Origin of the sequence: Parapedobacter luteus, from assembly GCF_900168055.1 — a bacterium.
GTDB lineage: Bacteria > Bacteroidota > Bacteroidia > Sphingobacteriales > Sphingobacteriaceae > Parapedobacter > Parapedobacter luteus.
This window is the reverse complement of sequence record NZ_FUYS01000001.1, coordinates 1-17,011: the sequence shown is the minus strand read 5'-3', so window position 1 is coordinate 17,011 and position 17,011 is coordinate 1. Positions and strand designations below refer to the sequence as shown.

The following is a 17,011-nucleotide window of genomic DNA, read 5'->3' as shown; positions in this document are numbered from 1 at the left end:
CGTGTTGGTCGATTTTTTATACCCCCTTGGCTTTTTAGCAGCTGCCGGCATTATCATTCCGGTACTCATACACTTATGGCGCAAAGAACGGCGCAATATACTGCAAGTGGGCAGCACCAAGATTTTTGGCGATATTAAAAAAAACCGCATCAACCGCCTGAGGATCAAGAACTGGCCCCTATTGTTGCTGCGTTGCCTAATCATCCTCGTCCTATCTTGTTTATTGGCTGCTCCACATATCGACATGAGCAGGCCGAAAGCAAAGGAGACAGGATGGATATTACTGGGGGCGGCATACCCTGAAAAGCTTGGTGAACGCCAACGGGCCATGATCGATAGTCTGCTCAAAAAGGGGTATGGGGCACGAGCCTTTGAATCCGGATTTCGCGAAATCAGCATACAAGCAGCGGACACCATCGCCCAATCGGCAAATCCATTTGCGCTCGTCAATCGGTTGAATACGATCTTGCCGACTGGATTTCCCGTGGCAATTTTCAGCGACCTACAAATCAGCCGACTAACGGGTGATATGCCCTCGACCGCGGTTGATCTGACCTGGCATGCTTTTGAAAACCAGGATGAAACCCCCGTTCATTGGGCTGCACGGGCGTGGTTCACGGCATCTGACAGCATCGCGGCAATCGTCGCATCATCAAGTACCGAAGGCACCAACTTTGAACGGCTCGTTGTTCAGGCTGATGGCAGCGAACAAGGCCTTCGAGTGAAGGCAGAGCAAGGGCAGACTTTGGTGAAAACGGATGGCCAGTTGGAATGGGTACCCGTAAGCAATCGCAAAATGCGCATCCGGTTTGCCGTAGATACCCCCATACCTGATCAGCGCTACCTCAGCGCACTGTTGGCCGCATACCAACAAACGACAGATTTGCCGATGGAAATGGCGGCATACCAACCGGGGGAGCCGTGTGACATCCTGTTTGACTTTACGGAGGCCGGCCTTTCAGATACGCTTATGACCGTTTCAGTCATTTTTCGTTATGCGCCCGGATTGCCAGAGGAGCAGCAAAACAATTACATCGTGCCGGTAAATGGCCACTTGAACAGTCCGACAGCAAGAGTCTACAAGATGATTGTTGCCGAGGATAACCAGGCGCCGGTCTGGCAGGATGCATATGGCAGACCTTTGCTAACCGTAAGTAGGCAACACGGATATACACTTTTCCGCTGTTACACCCGGTTTAATCCACAATGGACGGATCTAATCTGGTCGGAAGCTTTTATAAACGGCATGATTCCTATCTTGGTCAACGCAAATGAACCGCTCCTTATCAATAGTTTCCATACGTATCCTCAGGACAAACGGCTACTGGCTGGCAGCGTTTCGTTACCTTATCGCACAACGACCGTCCGTGATGCGGGCCGTGTAGCAAGCCAGGCAAACGCGGTACCTTATTTGATCTGGATAGCGTTATTGGCCTTTGCTGCGGAGCGAATCATGACCTATAAGTCGAAACCAAATGATGAATAATACAGAAGGCTTAAAATGGGTACTAAAACGTAAGCAGCATTGGCTGGCCTACCAACTTGCGGCCAAGCTATGTTATGCTATTGCGGCTACATTGGTGATCGGTGCAGTCGTACTGTGTTTTATGCAGCCGCCACTTTGGGTATATCCACTGATATGCGGCATATTATTCTCAAGCCTGGTACATTTCGCTGGAATCGCCAAAATACGCGACAGCCAGATTGCCGACATGCTTGACATCCGTTTCCCTCAGTTGGAGCACAGTACGTCGCTGCTATTGCGGTCGCCCGAGTCCCTGGGCATGCTTCAACGGTTACAGCTTCACCGGCTCTATAAGTCCGTATCCAGTTTGCCGATTCGTGAGTTTGTCAGCTACCGCATACTGAGTAAACCCGCCGGAACCCTAATGGCCGCGGCCATCACCTACTTCATCGTCTCACAATACGTGGCACCTCATTTGAACAGTGGCCAGGCAGACCGTCCACTACAGACCGTCACAAGCCCCAGGGATCCACTCAACTTGCCCCCAGCGATAACCGCAGCGCAAATAAGCATTGTACCGCCAACCTATACCGGTTTGCCGGAAAGCCAACAACATGATTTGGACATTACTGCTCCCGTTGGTTCTACCATTGGCTTACGCATCGCCACCTCCAGCAGCGTCCGCGAAATGGCCATGTTGCTTGATGGGAAAACCATACTCAATATGCACCCCCTTAGCACAGACAGCCTCCAATGGAAGGTCGATTTCAAGCCGCGCAAAAGCGGCTTTTACCAGCTGTCGCTGGATGGCGAGCTGTCCACTCTTTATCCGCTGGAGCTAATTGCCGACCTGCCGGTTGCCATCCGGGTAAGTAGCCCCGAGCAACACACCGTAATCGACTTCGGTTTTCCGGAAGCCGTCAAGCTACAAGCTTCACTGCAAGACGACTACGCAATCCACGGAGCACATATCATGGCTACGGTATCCACGGGCAAAGGGGAAGGCGTGAGCTTCAAATCACATGAAATACCACTCAACGCCGCAGTAAGAGGCAAAAAAGACGCAACAATCGCGCAGACGATTGATCTGAAGAAGTTAGGCATGGGACCAGGCGATGAACTTTATTTTTATATGAAAGCCAGCGACAACGCAGGGCAGGAGAGCCGATCCGATGTATTTGTAGTCGTCTTGCAAGACACGGCTGAACTCTTCAGCATGTCGGGTATGGTGAGCGGCGTCGATCTCGTACCCGAATACTTCAGAAGCCAGCGGCAAATCATTATCGACACGGAAAAGCTCATTGCCGAAATGGACTCGCTCTCCACGCCAGAAGCCCACAACCGAAGCAATAACCTGGGCATTGACCAACAGCTCCTACGCCTGCGGTATGGGCAATTCCTGGGCGAAGAGGCCGAAGATGCCATCGGAGGCCACATAGGCCATGATCATGGCGATGGCGAAAGCCACAGCCATGGGCACCTGCCAAAAGAAGAAGTGGTAAGTCACGCCAAAATCCGGGATTGGAAAAACCACGATCCGAACCATGAAGGCCATGAAGAACATGCAGCAGCGTTTCAAGAGGAACAGCCTTCGGAAGTGCCCGTCAGCGTGGAAGCACTGATCGCCGAAATGTCCCATCAGCACGACCGCGCTGAGGATGCCACCTTTTTTGATGCCGAACAAAAGGCCCACCTTAAAGCAACGCTTACGGAAATGTGGAACACCGAATTACGCCTGCGCACCTACAAGCCCCGAGAAGCCTTACCCTATGCCTATAAGGCCCTTCGCTTGTTAAAAGAACTGCAACAGAAGTCGAGGGTTTACGTGGGTAAAGCGCCTACTAAAACAACGCCGTTGAATCCCGAAAAGCGTCTTACCGGAGAGCTGCTGGAAATCACAGGCGGAAAACAGCATTATAAAGCACCGGCCACACCGGACCGGTTGACGATGCAACAGCAACTGAAACGTGCGCTCGCCTATCTCTCCAACCTCAAAGCTACCCAACAATTGGATGAAGCCGGCCGTCAACTCCTCGTTGAAGCAGAACGTAGCATCATGGATGCAGCCAGCCTGGAGCCTACCCGATACCTTACCGCACTTAAGGCGATACGGCTGCTGGAAGAACATGACGGAAAGAATAGCCTGGCCGAAATTCAGTTGGTTGAAAAAGCCATCCACGAGTTGCTGCCAACGCTTCAGCAACAGCCACAAAAAAAGGGCTTTGCAAGTGAAGGGGCTATTTATCAGCTTTATTTCGAGCAATTAACCATGAATTAAACTATGATGTTGCTCCACGCACTTTTTATTGTTTTTGCACTTGTCCTGTTTTGCTACATCGTCGTGAATGAACGGCGGTCAAAAAGCCGGGTGCCGTACCTCGTCAGGTGCACCGCCGGACTATTGGCAATAGGGGCGCTCACGGGACTGCTATTTCCACTGAGCTATCCATCAAGCTGGTCCTTCTCCCCTAACTCCGATGAACTGGCAATCTTTACTCGGGGAACCCCGGAAACTGCTATCGATATTTCAGTGAGAAACAGCGATGCCGTCACCACAGACAGCATAATCGCTCGCAAATTCCAGATTCCGCTTATTGAAGATTGGGAGGCTTTTCTTCAGCAATATCCCCACACGCCATTTGCCGTCCATGGGTTTGGCCTTACTCCGTATCAATTAAAGGCACTTGACGGCCATCCGATACGTTACCATGCGCCCGAGCGGCCCCACGGATTCATTTTCGGTGAGTGGCCACTGCAACTACCGGCTTCTACGCCGCTTGTCATGCACGGACAATACAACAACCCCTCGGAACAAGAAGCCAAAGTCATCCTATTAAGTGCCGCCCAACCTGTCGATTCCGCGATTATACCACCGCAAAGCACTCACCCATTTACGCTCACTTGCCACCCCAAACAACTGGGGAACAACCTTTTCAGCGTGCTGGCGATAGCTGGACAAGATACCCTGCAACACGAGAAACTACCGGTGACCATTAGGCCCTCGCAACCACTGCATGTGGTGATGCTGGCCGCCTCGCCTTCTTTTGAGTATAAATTCCTGACCAATTGGTTTCAGCAACTGCATTATGGTACGGCCTTCAGGGCCCGCATTTCTACTGGCAAATTTTCGTTCAGCTACAGCGAAGCATCCTCGACATCGCTGGCATACCCACTTGGTGAGTCTACATTCAAGCACACGGACCTATTGATAGCCGATGAAGCCGAATTGGCTGCATGTTCCCGGCATGAACAACAAGTGATAGCCGAAGCCGTCCGCTCGGGGATGGGCCTCCTCCTGTTTATCCATGACGGAAAAACCAGCTCACTGCTGGGCAAACAATTCCGAGCTTCCGCCATTTCAACGAAACATGAGCAAGGTGTCACCATGCGATCTGCAGCCAAAAAGGATTACCCCCGGTTACCGGTTAGCGCCCTCAGCACGATTCAAATCAATCCATCCCAACGCCCCCTACTATACCATAACGAGCAAGTCGTTGCGGCCTCACAGCTTTATGGCAAAGGATTCGTCACGGCGATGACTATCAGCAACAGTTACATTTGGTGGCTAAGGAATCAACAGGCAAGCTATGCCCAATTTTGGTCATTTCTCCTCGACAACACCGCTGCTGGCCGCCGGCAAAACCCGCATTATGTGCAAACGCCGCGTTTTCCAACAGCCCATAAACGGACGGACCTGTCGCTACAACATCCAGACACCCCAATTAGTATAGACGGAACGGCATACCCGCTACTGCAGCATGAGTCTTTACCCGACTTCTTCCAGCTATCATTTTGGCCTCGGCGCACCGGATGGCATTCCATGGAGGTCCCACAAGGCGATAGTACATGGTTTTATGTATATGATAATTCCGATTGGCAAGCGGCAAAAGACTTTGCCGCAATGCAAGCCATGGAATCTTTCGTGACAGAAAACAGCAAAAAACGCCCTGAAGAAGCCAGAAACAAATCCAGATTAAAAAACGAGGTACCGAAATGGCTATTTTTTCTCTTATTTCTAATAGCAGCAAGCATATTGTGGTACGCTTCAAGACAATATAACCAAAATGTTATGTAAATCTTGCAGATTTTGCATTTACAAACCTTATTTTGGTTTCATAATTTAACAGGTGCGGACTACACACGCTTTTTTCTGTCAACACCCTAATAAACAGTACTAAATTGAAAAGAAAAGATTTCCTGAAATTATCGGGTCTGAGCTTTGGAGCTTACCTTTTAGCGGATTTACCTGCTTTTGCAAAGGTCATCGATCCGCAAGCAGCCTTGGATCGCATCGATACGTCGCTCAAAAAGGAGTTGGCCGATGTGGCACTCAACGTAGCCAAAAGCAAGGGCGCCACTTATGCAGATGTACGCATTGGGCGTTACCTCAACCAGACGATTGCGACGCAGGAAAAGCGGGTACGCGGACTGCAAAGTACGGAGTCCTATGGTGTAGGCATTCGAGTCATCGCGGACGGCTGCTGGGGGTTTGCAGCGACAGACAAAGTGGATAAAGACAACATCGCACAAGCGACGGCCCTGGCAATTGCCATCGCCAAAGGCAATGCACGCTTCATGGCTGAACCTGTCCAGTTGGCTCCCCAAAAGGGATTAGGGGAGCAGACATGGGCGACACCGATCGAAAAAAATCCTTTTGAGGTACCCGTGGGCGAAAAAGTCGAACTCCTGCTCGCTGCCAATCAATCCGCATTGGACGGTGGAGCCAATTTTGTCACATCCAACCTGTTCATGATCAATGAGCAGAAATATTTCGCCAGTACGGATGGCTCGTATATTGACCAAGACATCCACCGAATATGGCCAACGTTTACCGTCACGGCCATTGACCGCTCGTCCGGCAAGTTTGAAACCCGCGATAGTTTAAGTGCCCCCATGGGGATGGGCTATGAGTACCTTACGCCTGGTACACCCTACAAGATCGATGGCGTACCCGTAACACTTTACAAAGATCGGTACGATATCCTCGCCGACGCCGCCACGGCCGCCCAGCATGCCAAGGAAAAAATCGGGGCGAAGTCCGTAGCCCCCGGCAAGTATGACCTGGTATTAGATCCATTGCATCTCGGGCTTACTATTCATGAGTCGGTAGGCCACTCTACCGAACTTGACCGCGTATTGGGATACGAGGCTAACTATGCCGGCACAAGCTTCCTGACACTTGACAAATGGGAAGCTAAAAATTTTAACTTCGGCAATGAACTCGTAAATGTGGTGGCCGACCGTACACAGCTCGGCTCCCTGGGTGCCGTAGGATATGATGACGAGGGAGTCCCCGCCGGAAAATGGGACGTTATCAAAGACGGCATATTGGTCAACTACCAAACCATCCGCGATCAGGCCCACATCTTAGGCCTTGATGCTTCGCAAGGCTGCTGCTACGCCGATAGCTGGAACAGCATCCAATTCCAGCGCATGCCGAACATTTCATTACTACCCAACAAAAAAAGCCGCAAAGTGGCAGACATCATTAAAAATGTAGAAAAAGGCATTTATATTGTAGGACGCGGCTCCTATTCCATCGACCAGCAACGGTACAACTTCCAATTTGGCGGACAGCTGTTCTATGAAATCAGCAACGGAAGAATCGTGGGCATGCTGAAAGACGTCGCCTATCAAGCCAATACGCAGGAGTTCTGGAATGCCATGGCCGACATTGCCGATGAAGAAGACTATCGCCTGTTTGGGACGTTTTTCGACGGCAAGGGGCAGCCCTCTCAGGTCAGCGCGGTGTCGCATGGGTCGTCAACCGCCCATTTTAAGGGTATCAATGTCATTAATACCGGCCGAGCCATTGGATAAGTCACCCCAAAGAAGTGCGAAGTATCCAAAATGCCGTAAAAACAAATTGTCATATCAAACTATTAACGGATGAAAAGAAAAGATTTCCTCTATTACACCTCAATGGGCATGGGGGCATTGTTTATGCCCAAAATGGGCTTATTTGCCCGCCCCATCGACCCCTTGGAAGCCCTGATGGAGCGAGCAGATGCCCAGACCAAGAAGGCACTGGCAGATGCCGCATTGAATGAGGCCACCGCACAAGGCGCTACCTACGCTGATGTACGCATCGGCCGTTACCTCAACCAATTTGTCTTTACCCGCGAAAAACAGGTACAGGGCGTTGCCAATACGGAGTCGTATGGCGTAGGAATCCGCGTCATCGTAAATGGCTGCTGGGGTTTTGCCGCCACCAACAATATGACGAAGGAAGACATCGCAAAAACCGCCGGCCAAGCCGTTGCTATCGCAAAAGCAAACGCAAAGATACAGGGCAGCCCGGTTGTCTTAGCTCCACAACAAGGTTATGGCGAAGTCAGTTGGCAGACCCCTATTGAAACCAATGCCTTTGAAGTGCCTATCAAAGAGAAGGTAGATTTGCTGCTACAGGTCAATAGCGTAGCCATGGAAAATGGCGCTAATTTTGTCAGCTCCCGCATAGCGGCCATCAATGAGCAGAAATATTTTGCTTCCACGGACGGATCGTATATCGACCAAGACATCCACCGCATCTATCCAAGTTTCAACGTGACCGTCATTGACCGTGCCTCAGGCAAGTTTCAAACGCGAAATGCGCTAAGCTCGCCAATGGGGATGGGCTATGAATACCTAAACGCCCGCCCGGAAGACAAAGTAGCAGGCGTGGTCACACGTTATAAGAAGCGGTACGACATTCTGGAAGACGTAAAGGCTGCCGCCCAGAACGCGACAGAGAAAATCAAAGCCAAATCCGTTGAACCCGGCAAATACGACGTTGTGCTTGACCCCTCGCATCTATGGCTTACTATTCATGAGTCGGTGGGGCACTCCACCGAACTTGACCGCGTATTGGGCTATGAGGCCAACTATGCAGGCACGAGTTTCTTGACGATGGATAAGCTGAATTCCAAAAATTTCAACTTTGGCAACGAATTGGTCAATGTTATAGCCGACAAAACCGAAGTTGGTTCCCTTGGTGCGGTGGGTTACGATGACGAAGGCGTGAAATGCAAAAAATGGGATCTGATTAAGGATGGCGTTCTGGTCAACTTCCAGGCCACCCGCGATCAAGTGCATATTCTCGGTGAAAACGAATCACACGGCTGCAGCTATAGCCAGGGCTGGGAGGATGTGCAGTTTCAGCGCATGCCCAATGTATCATTGCAGCCCGGCAAAACGAAGTTATCTGTTGACGATCTGATCAAAGATGTGGAAAAAGGGATTTACATTATTGGCGATGGTAGTTTTTCTATAGACCAACAGCGATATAACTTCCAGTTCGGCGGACAGCTATTTTATGAAATCAGCAATGGTAAAATCGTGGGCATGCTCAATGATGTGGCTTACCAATCCAATACACAGGAATTTTGGAATTCGTGTGCAGGCATCTGCGACGAATCGGATTACCGACTCGGTGGTGCATTTAATGACGGCAAAGGCCAGCCTTCGCAGAGCAATGCCGTATCCCACGGCAGTGCGACCACACGGTTCAATGGAGTTAATGTAATCAATACAGCAAGAAATATTTAATACAATGGCAATTTTAAGCAAAGAAGAAGCACAGGCTATATTAACCAAGGTACTGAGTTTTTCCACGGCCGACGAATGCGTAGCCTCACTGAGCGGTAACGACGAAGGGAATATCCGCTATGCCAACAACGCAGTTTCAACCGCTGGCGCGGCGAGCACCATGAGCCTCTCGGTAAGTTCGGTATATGGTAAAAAAGTAGGTTCGGCAAGTATCAATGAATTTGATGACGCCTCGCTGAAGAAGGCCGTCGAACGTTCGGAAGAATTGGCCCGGCTATCCCCTGAGAATCCAGAATATATGCCGATGTTGGGTCCCCAGACCTATGATGAATCATTGACCTACGTAGCGAATACTGCAGCCATTGACCCGGCCCGTCGGGCAGACATGGTCGGTCAAAGCATCCAAGTCTCCAAGGATGAACAGTTAGAAGCCGCCGGGTTTCTAAACAACAACACCGGCTTTCGGGCAATGATGAATTCAAAGGGACTTTATGCCTACAACCGGAGTACCAACGTGTCTTTTTCCGTTACCATACGCAACCAGGAAGGCACCGGATCGGGCTATACCAGCAATAGTTTCAACGACGTAGACAAGCTGGACACCCTAAAAATGAGCAAGGTGGCTGCCCAAAAAGCCAAGACATCCGCCGGCGCAAAGGCCATCGAACCCGGTAAGTATACCGTCATACTCGAGCCTTTGGCGGCGAGTGATCTGGTAAGCTGGATATTACGCGGATTCGATGCCCGAAGTGCCGACGAAGGAAGGAGCTTCATGAGCAAGAAAGGGGGCGGGACACGGCTCGGCGAACAGCTTTTCGACGAACGCATCAGCATTTACTCCGATCCGTTAAATCCCGAACTACCTTTGCCAACATGGGACAGCGATGGGCTTCCCCTGAAAAAGACAACCTGGGTGGAAAACGGTATTGTAAAAAATCTGTCGTACTCGCGATATTGGGCTGCCCAAAAAGGGGTAGACCCACTTCCATCGAGTTGGGGGATGATCATCCCGGGAGGCAACTCTTCGCTGGAAGAAATGATCAAAAGCACGGAGCGTGGCATCCTGGTCACCAGATTCTGGTACATCCGATCGGTAGATCCACAGAGCCTGTTACTTACCGGACTCACCCGCGACGGTACGTTCTATATTGAAAATGGAGCCATTCAATTTCCGATAAAAAACTTCCGATTCAATGAGAGCCCAATCATTATGCTTAACAACGTCGAGGACTTAGGCAAGACCGAGCGCTCAGGCAATATCATGGTACCCCCCATGAAAATCAGAGACTTCACGTTTACTTCGTTGTCTGACGCGATCTAAAAAGCGTTAAAAAAAGAGGCCGTCTGGAGCAATTTCCAGACGGCCATTTTCAGTTAAAAGCCTTTGCCTGTGGCTTCTCTGTTAGTCATCTTCAAATTTCCACCGTACAAACGCTTCTATCGCTTCATATTCAGCCATTCCCAGGCCGTCGTATAATTTGGCGGTTTCCCGTGTACGTTCCTCAGCACGCACCCAAAATTCACGCGCGTCGTCGCCGGGAAACACGGGTACATCTTTTTGCGACTGGTGCTTGAAAATCGCATACCGTTTGCGCAACACTTCTTGTGGCGAAAGCGGCACAGCCATTTCAATCTCGTGGATCTCAAATTCGTGCCAAGCTCCGCGGTACAGCCATACCCAGCAGTCTCTTGTCCACGCCTCTGTTTTACGCAGCCGTTTCATTGCCTCATGGATGATATCAAAGCACACTTTATGGGTACCATGCGGATCTGCGAAATCACCAGCGGCAAAAATCTGATGAGGTTTTACACGTTGCAACAGTTCCATTGTCTGTTGAATATCGTCTTCATAAACCAAGTTTTTACTGTATTTTCCGCGATCGTAGAATGGTAAATTCAGAAAATGGATGTTTTCATCGGGGAGGCCTGCAAACCGGGCACCGGCAATAGCCTCTCCCTTGCGAATAAGCCCTTTGACAGTAAGCAATTCCGGCGTATCGATTTGGTTGGGTTTTTTGCCTTGGATGAATTGCCGTGCATCCTTATACAGGCTCTCCAATTTTTGCGTGTCGATACCCTGCGATTTGGCAAAATCCGTTGCAAATTCGATAAACCGCAAGGCGTCATCATCCCAAACCGCCGTGTTTCCGGACGTCTGGTAAGCCACATGCACCTCATGTCCTTGGTCTGCCAGGCGGATGAACGTACCCCCCATGGAGATTACGTCATCATCCGGATGTGGCGAAAAGATAATGGAACGCTTCTTCGCCGGATCACGCCGTTCGGGCCGTTGGCTGTCGTCAGCGTTCGGTTTTCCTCCGGGCCATCCCGTAATGGTATGCTGCAATTGGTTGAAAATATCGATGTTAATGTTGTAAACAGGGCCCTTTTCTGTTGCCAATTGAGCCATACCGTTGTTATTGTAGTCGTCTTCGGTAAGCTTCAGCACGGGTTTTTTAAGTGTCTGCGAAAGCCAAACAACTGCTTTTTTAATGGTCTTCCGGTCCCATTCACAGTCCTTAACCAGCCAAGGAGTATCGAAGCGAGTCAGTTGGGAGGCCGCATCCTTGTCGAGTACAAACTCAACGCTATCGGACAATTGCAGATAGGTAGCAGGGACATCGGACGAAATTTCGCCTTCGACAGCTTTCTTTACGATTTCGGCCTTTTTCTCATTCCATGCCATCAGGATAATTTCCCGGGCCTTGAAAATAGTGCCGATACCCATGGTGATGGCTTTGGTGGGTACATTTTCCTTACCGCCGAAATCGCGGGAGGCATCACGACGTGTTAAATCATCGAGCGTAACCAATCGCGTGCCGGAATTGGGAGCAGAACCCGGTTCGTTGAATCCGATATGACCTGTACGGCCGATACCAAGTATCTGCAGATCGAGGCCACCCAATTCCGTAATCTTCTGCTCGTAAGCCAAGCAATAATCATGGATAGCCTCCATAGGCAATGTGCCATCGGGAATGTGTACATTGGCCCGGTCAATATCAACATGATCAAAGAGGTGCCTGTTCATGAACGTCACATAGCTCTGTTCCGAATCGGGCAACATGGGGTAGTACTCGTCAAGGTTGAAGGTAATGACGTTTTTGAAACTGAGCCCTTCTTCCCGATGCAGGCGTACCAACTCTGCATATACTTTTACAGGGGTTGCACCTGTAGCAAGGCCAAGGATGGCCTGCTCACCTTTTTCTTGTTTGCCGCGGATAAGGTCGGCAATACGCTTGGCCACGGCCAACGAAGCCGTGGTCGGATTGGAGTAAACACTTACGGGTACTTTCTCGAAGCGTGTTTCTTCCAGTAAATTTAATCTCGCCATTTTAGGAATTACGTATAAGGTGAGACGCAAAACTAATGATAAATGACTATACGTCGCGTAGATTTTTTGCAAATAATTGCTTTTTTTAGATGGACAACGTTATGCAATCGTGTGCGTCGGTTGATCTGCCCCCGGAACGCACATTGTCATCAATGCCGCGCCAGGTAATGCTTATAAAATTTCGAATCTTACCAGAACATCCACCGGATTGACCACCGGTAGCCGCTGAAGATAGGAATTGAACGGTATTCCGTTACAGATCCGCTACCTTTACCGTACCCATCGGTTACTATACGGGTAAGAAAAGGGTAAAGAATCGGTATGGAATCGGTATGGAAAGGGTAAAGAAACGGTAAAGAAAGGGTATAGAAGGGGTATAGAAGGGGTAAAGAAACGGTATAGAATCGGTATGGAAAGGGTAAAGAAACGGTAAAGAAAGGGTAAAGAAAGAGTATAGAAGGGGTAAAGAAACGGTATGGAATCGGTAAAGAAAGGGTATAGCAAGTGTAAACCAGGAGTAAGCGAGGGATAGACGAAAGGTAAGCAAACGGTAGCCGATCGGTAAACCACAATAGCCTTCGGAAGCGGAGGGGATTGCTAAAAAAAGAACTATTGACGGATAACGCATTTTAAACAAACGGTTGCGTTGACTTAACGCTTTGATTACTCGACTAACCGTCCTATACTTGCTTATAAAAATTGTTACTACCCAATTGCTGTTATGAAATACAACCGTAGAAGCTTCCTTAAAAACGCTACCTTGCTTTCTGGAGCCGTAGCAACGCTACCGGCCGTGACGGGCGAAGCAAATGCAAAGAACTTACAGCCATCATCTTATCAACAGATGCGACCCCAGCGCTTTAACATGAGCGGATACGCCGCACCCAAGATCGACGAGGTACGCATCGGCTTTATCGGTTTAGGAATGCGTGGCCCCGGTGCTGTGCAACGCATATCGCACATCGACGGCGTGGAAATCAAAGCGCTCTGTGACAAGGATCCCAATCGGGTTGAAAAAACACAGGCTATACTGGAAAAAGCGGGGCTCCCGAAAGGCAAGGCCTACAGTGGGGAAGAGGGCTGGAAAGACATGGTGGCCAACGAGGAACTCGATCTCGTGTATATCTGTACCCCCTGGCACCTGCATACCCCGATGGCGGTCTACGCCATGCAACACGGTAAACACGTGGCGTGCGAAGTACCCATAGCGGTCACCCTTGACGAGTGCTGGGAGCTCGTGGAAACCTCCGAAAAAACAAGGCGGCATTGCATGATGCTGGAAAACTGCTGCTATGATTTCTTTGAAATGCTCACCCTCAATATGGCTCGAAACGGCTTATTCGGCGAAATTATTCATGCTGAAGGTGCATACATCCATGATTTACTGGAACTGAACTTTGACAAAAACGGCTATGCCGATATGTGGCGGCTACGGATGAATGCCACGCACAACGGAAACCTATATCCCACCCACGGCCTTGGCCCTATTGCCCAATGCCTCGATATCAATAGAGGCGACAAGATGGACTATTTGGTCTCGCTTTCGACCAATGACTTCATAATGGCGCAAACCGCTGAGGAAAAAGCCAAAGAAGACAGATTTTTCCAACCTTTTGTAGGCGCGAACTACCGTGGAAACATGAACACGACCTTAATCAAGACCGCTAAGGGAAAGTCCATTATGGTACAACATGACGTCAGCTCACCGCGTCCCTACTCGCGTATTCACCTCATCAGCGGGACCAAGGGCGTAGCGTCCAAATGGCCGTCACCTGAGCGCATTGCTTTTGGCCATGATTGGCTTAAAGAACACGAATTGCAGGACTTGTATAATCGGTACACACCGCCCCTCATCAAACATGTTGGCGAGGTAGCCAAGCAAATAGGCGGACACGGGGGAATGGATTTCGTTATGGACTGGCGGTTGATCGATTGCCTGCGAAACGGCCTGCCGCTGGACCAAGACGTTTACGACGGCGCGCTATGGAGCAGTATCTTTCCGTTGAGCGAACAGTCCGTAACCAACCGATCAGGCTCACTCGATATACCGGATTTCACACGTGGGGCGTGGGAGACCAACCAACCGGTGAACCTCACGTTAGATGGCGGTGCCACTACGGGTGTACGGCAAATCAACTAACGGCGGTACAATCGGACGGTGAAAAATGCCCACCATAGCTTTACAACTGTGAGACACGGGCAAGGCGGTCGGCAGCTTGCGCCATTGTCTCGGATTGTTTAGCAAAACAAATCCGGACAAGTCGTTGATTGGTCTCCTGGCTGTAAAACGACGAAACCGGGATCGTGGCTACCTGATACTGCTTGGTCAGCTCCTGACAGAAGACATGCTCAGGCAAATCACTGATGGACGAATAATCAGCCAGGAGGAAATAGGTGCCTTGGCAAGGCAGCACCCCAAAGCGAGTTGCCTGAAGCGCGTCAAGCATAAGGTCGCGCTTCTGCTGAAAGAACGCGCCAAGACCAAGGTACTCATCCTTGAGATGCAAAAAGCCCGCCAGTGCATGCTGGACAGGTGTATTTACGCTGAACACATTGAACTGGTGCACCTTACGGAATTCCCTGGTAAGAGTTTCTGGCGCAATGCAGTACCCAACTTTCCAGCCTGTGGAATGGTATAGTTTACCGAAAGAGGCTACGATGAAAGCCCGCTTACGAAGTTCAGCATCATGCATAACACTGCGATGCGTAATCCCATCATACACGATATGCTCATACACTTCATCACTCAGCACAAAACAATGCCGATTTTGGACGATACGGGAAAGCTGCTCGAAATCAGCGCCTGTCAACACACGCGCGGTAGGATTATTGGGAGAATTGATAATAATCAGTCGCGTCCTGGGCGTCATTAGTTCCCCGACTGCTTTCCAGTCGATCGCAAAATCAGGGGCAAGTAAGGCAACAGGCCTGGGTATGCCGCCAAACACCCTGACACTGGGTGCGTAAGCATCGTAGGCCGGCTCGAACAGAATCACTTCATCACCGGGATGTATTACGGCCGCCATTGCGGTAAAAAGCGCCTGGGTTGCTCCAGCCGTGATAGTAATTTCGGTCTCAGGATGGTAAGCCACGCCGATTGTCGCTTCCACCTTGGCACTTATTTGCTCGCGGAGCGCCATTACCCCTGCCATGGGAGCATATTGATTTTGCCCGCTCCGCATCGCCCGTTCCACCAATGAAATGAGCTTTGGCGAGCAGTCGAAATCCGGAAAGCCCTGTGAAAGATTGATCGCCTTATGCTCTGCGGCCAGTTGCGACATTCGGGTAAAAATCGAAGTACTGGTATCGGGCAATTTAGATCGAAGGAAGTTCATTAATCAATGGTAAACAACATGGTGCAAGGTTAAACATTTTCACTGAACCTTCCGTCATATGACCCGATGTTCTCGTAGCATTTCCTGATAAAAGCGAATGCTATCTTCCAATTGCGCGATGTACGCCTCTTTATCATGGATAATTTTGTGGTATAATGCTTTTTCCTCACTGATAAATTTGGCGACGTCCATATCGGCCGTTTCTTCATCGGTTAACAGTTTAGGCAGGCCAACATCCAGCACCTGGGCTATCTGGCCAAGCCGATCAATATCTATACGGGTAACGCCACCTTCTATATTCTGATAAGTCTTCAATGCGATATGCAATGCTTCCGCCATATCCGTTTGTGAGAACCCGCGTGCCTTCCGGAGTCTTCTAATATTAGCTAAAATACCCGTTTGTACCATAACTGCTTTTTTTGGGCATAGAATCTGCGCATTTGCCGCAGGATTTATGCGTTTTTTCCCTTACATGAACCTGTTATCTTTGTTGCAATGCAAAAGTATATTTTTTTATTAAAAAAGACTACCAAATAAGTAGATATTTTTTGCCGGACGGCAACGGGAAAATAAAGAGGTTTGTTTGTTGTTTAGTTGAAGGCGGTGGATGGAAACATCCGCCGTTCTTAAAAAAATGCCTTATAAATCGAAACGACTACTATTTACACAAGATATGACCCAATAAAAACAGCAGTTAATCAGTAAAAAAAGCATAATACAATAATAATAAAATAAAAATGTAATTTTTTTTTTACTTAAAAATCATTTTTTTATTATAAAATTGCACATACAAACACATTTTATAACGTAAATCACACATTATCGCTACATTTTATACAAACACACATGCCATATCGAACAAAAAACAACCCGACAAACTTTCGGTAAAGTCATTTTGCATCTAAATCAAAACACCGCAACGAACAGCAGCATGTTTTTCGAAGCAAACCGAACGTTTCAACTCATATAAGGGCTTAATAACTTTATTCGAATTGTAAGCTGTTATTTAGTATCCGCCCTATGAACTACATGTTTGATTTTTGAACTATCTTTTTATAGTTCTGCGGGTATAAGTCTTTGAGGTTTTTGTGGTTGATGGACATGATGTTTTCCAGCGTGTATTTGAGCCATTGGAAGGGGTTGACCTCATGTTTCCTGCAGATGGCGAAGAAGGAATAGATCATGGCTGCCCGCTGCGCCGCTTCGTGGCTTCCGGCGAACAGGTAATTTTTCCGGCCAAGGGCAACCCCACGAAGCGCATTTTCGCATAGGTTATTATCTATCTGCAGGTTCCCGTCATACAGGTAAGCCGACAGCCCGTCCCATCTGGCATAGGCGTAAGCCATGGCTTTG

At 49.3% G+C, this 17,011-nt stretch carries 11 protein-coding genes; 7 read left to right on the top strand and 4 right to left on the bottom strand.

The features are described from left to right. Position 1 precedes the first annotated feature (1 nt). The 6 genes from B5X72_RS00055 to B5X72_RS00030 all read left to right on the top strand — a co-directional run bounded on the left by B5X72_RS00055 (position 2) and on the right by B5X72_RS00030 (position 10,313). Positions 2-1,486 carry a BatA domain-containing protein gene (locus tag B5X72_RS00055; RefSeq protein WP_217698067.1) on the top strand — a complete coding sequence of 495 codons (1,485 nt, stop codon included), beginning with the start codon at positions 2-4 and terminating at the stop codon, positions 1,484-1,486. Continuing rightward, entirely contained in the window at positions 1,476-3,743 is a 2,268-nt protein-coding gene (locus B5X72_RS00050) for a DUF4175 domain-containing protein (RefSeq protein ID WP_139378465.1), read from the top strand. Before B5X72_RS00055 ends, B5X72_RS00050 begins: the two co-directional genes overlap by 11 nt. 3 nt (positions 3,744-3,746) lie before the next feature. Then, positions 3,747-5,540 (top strand): hypothetical protein, encoded by a 1,794-nt coding sequence (locus B5X72_RS00045; RefSeq protein ID WP_079714766.1) that lies wholly within the window; start codon positions 3,747-3,749, stop codon positions 5,538-5,540. 104 nt (positions 5,541-5,644) lie between these two features. Beyond that, positions 5,645-7,285 carry a TldD/PmbA family protein gene (locus tag B5X72_RS00040; RefSeq protein WP_079714765.1) on the top strand — a complete coding sequence of 547 codons (1,641 nt, stop codon included), beginning with the start codon at positions 5,645-5,647 and terminating at the stop codon, positions 7,283-7,285. Positions 7,286-7,354: 69 nt separating this feature from the next. Then, entirely contained in the window at positions 7,355-8,992 is a 1,638-nt protein-coding gene (locus tag B5X72_RS00035; protein WP_079714764.1) for a TldD/PmbA family protein, read from the top strand. 4 nt (positions 8,993-8,996) lie between these two features. After that, the gene (locus B5X72_RS00030) at positions 8,997-10,313 is read left to right on the top strand and encodes a TldD/PmbA family protein (RefSeq protein ID WP_079714763.1); all 1,317 of its coding nucleotides are present in this window, start codon (positions 8,997-8,999) and stop codon (positions 10,311-10,313) included. Between the two features lie 81 nt (positions 10,314-10,394). Here the strand turns inward: B5X72_RS00030 and nagB are convergent, their stop codons facing one another. Beyond that, positions 10,395-12,323: a glucosamine-6-phosphate deaminase gene (gene nagB, locus B5X72_RS00025; protein ID WP_079714762.1), complete on the bottom strand. Its 1,929-nt coding sequence runs from the start codon at positions 12,321-12,323 to the stop codon at positions 10,395-10,397. Positions 12,324-13,044: 721 nt separating this feature from the next. Between nagB and B5X72_RS00020 the strand changes: the two genes are divergently transcribed. Then, complete coding sequence (locus B5X72_RS00020) at positions 13,045-14,463, top strand: Gfo/Idh/MocA family protein (protein WP_079714761.1); 1,419 nt, start codon at positions 13,045-13,047, stop codon at positions 14,461-14,463. A gap of 40 nt (positions 14,464-14,503) precedes the next feature. Here B5X72_RS00020 and B5X72_RS00015 read toward each other — a convergent pair whose 3' ends face one another. The 3 genes from B5X72_RS00015 to B5X72_RS00005 all read right to left on the bottom strand — a co-directional run. Then, positions 14,504-15,658 carry a methionine aminotransferase gene (locus tag B5X72_RS00015; protein WP_079714760.1) on the bottom strand — a complete coding sequence of 385 codons (1,155 nt, stop codon included), beginning with the start codon at positions 15,656-15,658 and terminating at the stop codon, positions 14,504-14,506. A 54-nt stretch (positions 15,659-15,712) separates the two neighbouring features. Beyond that, positions 15,713-16,066, bottom strand: coding sequence for a helix-turn-helix domain-containing protein (locus tag B5X72_RS00010; protein ID WP_079714759.1), 354 nt, complete (start codon positions 16,064-16,066; stop codon positions 15,713-15,715). 617 nt (positions 16,067-16,683) lie between these two features. Next, positions 16,684-17,011 (bottom strand): IS66 family transposase (locus tag B5X72_RS00005; RefSeq protein ID WP_139378464.1); only part of this gene is annotated, 328 nt, incomplete at its 5' end.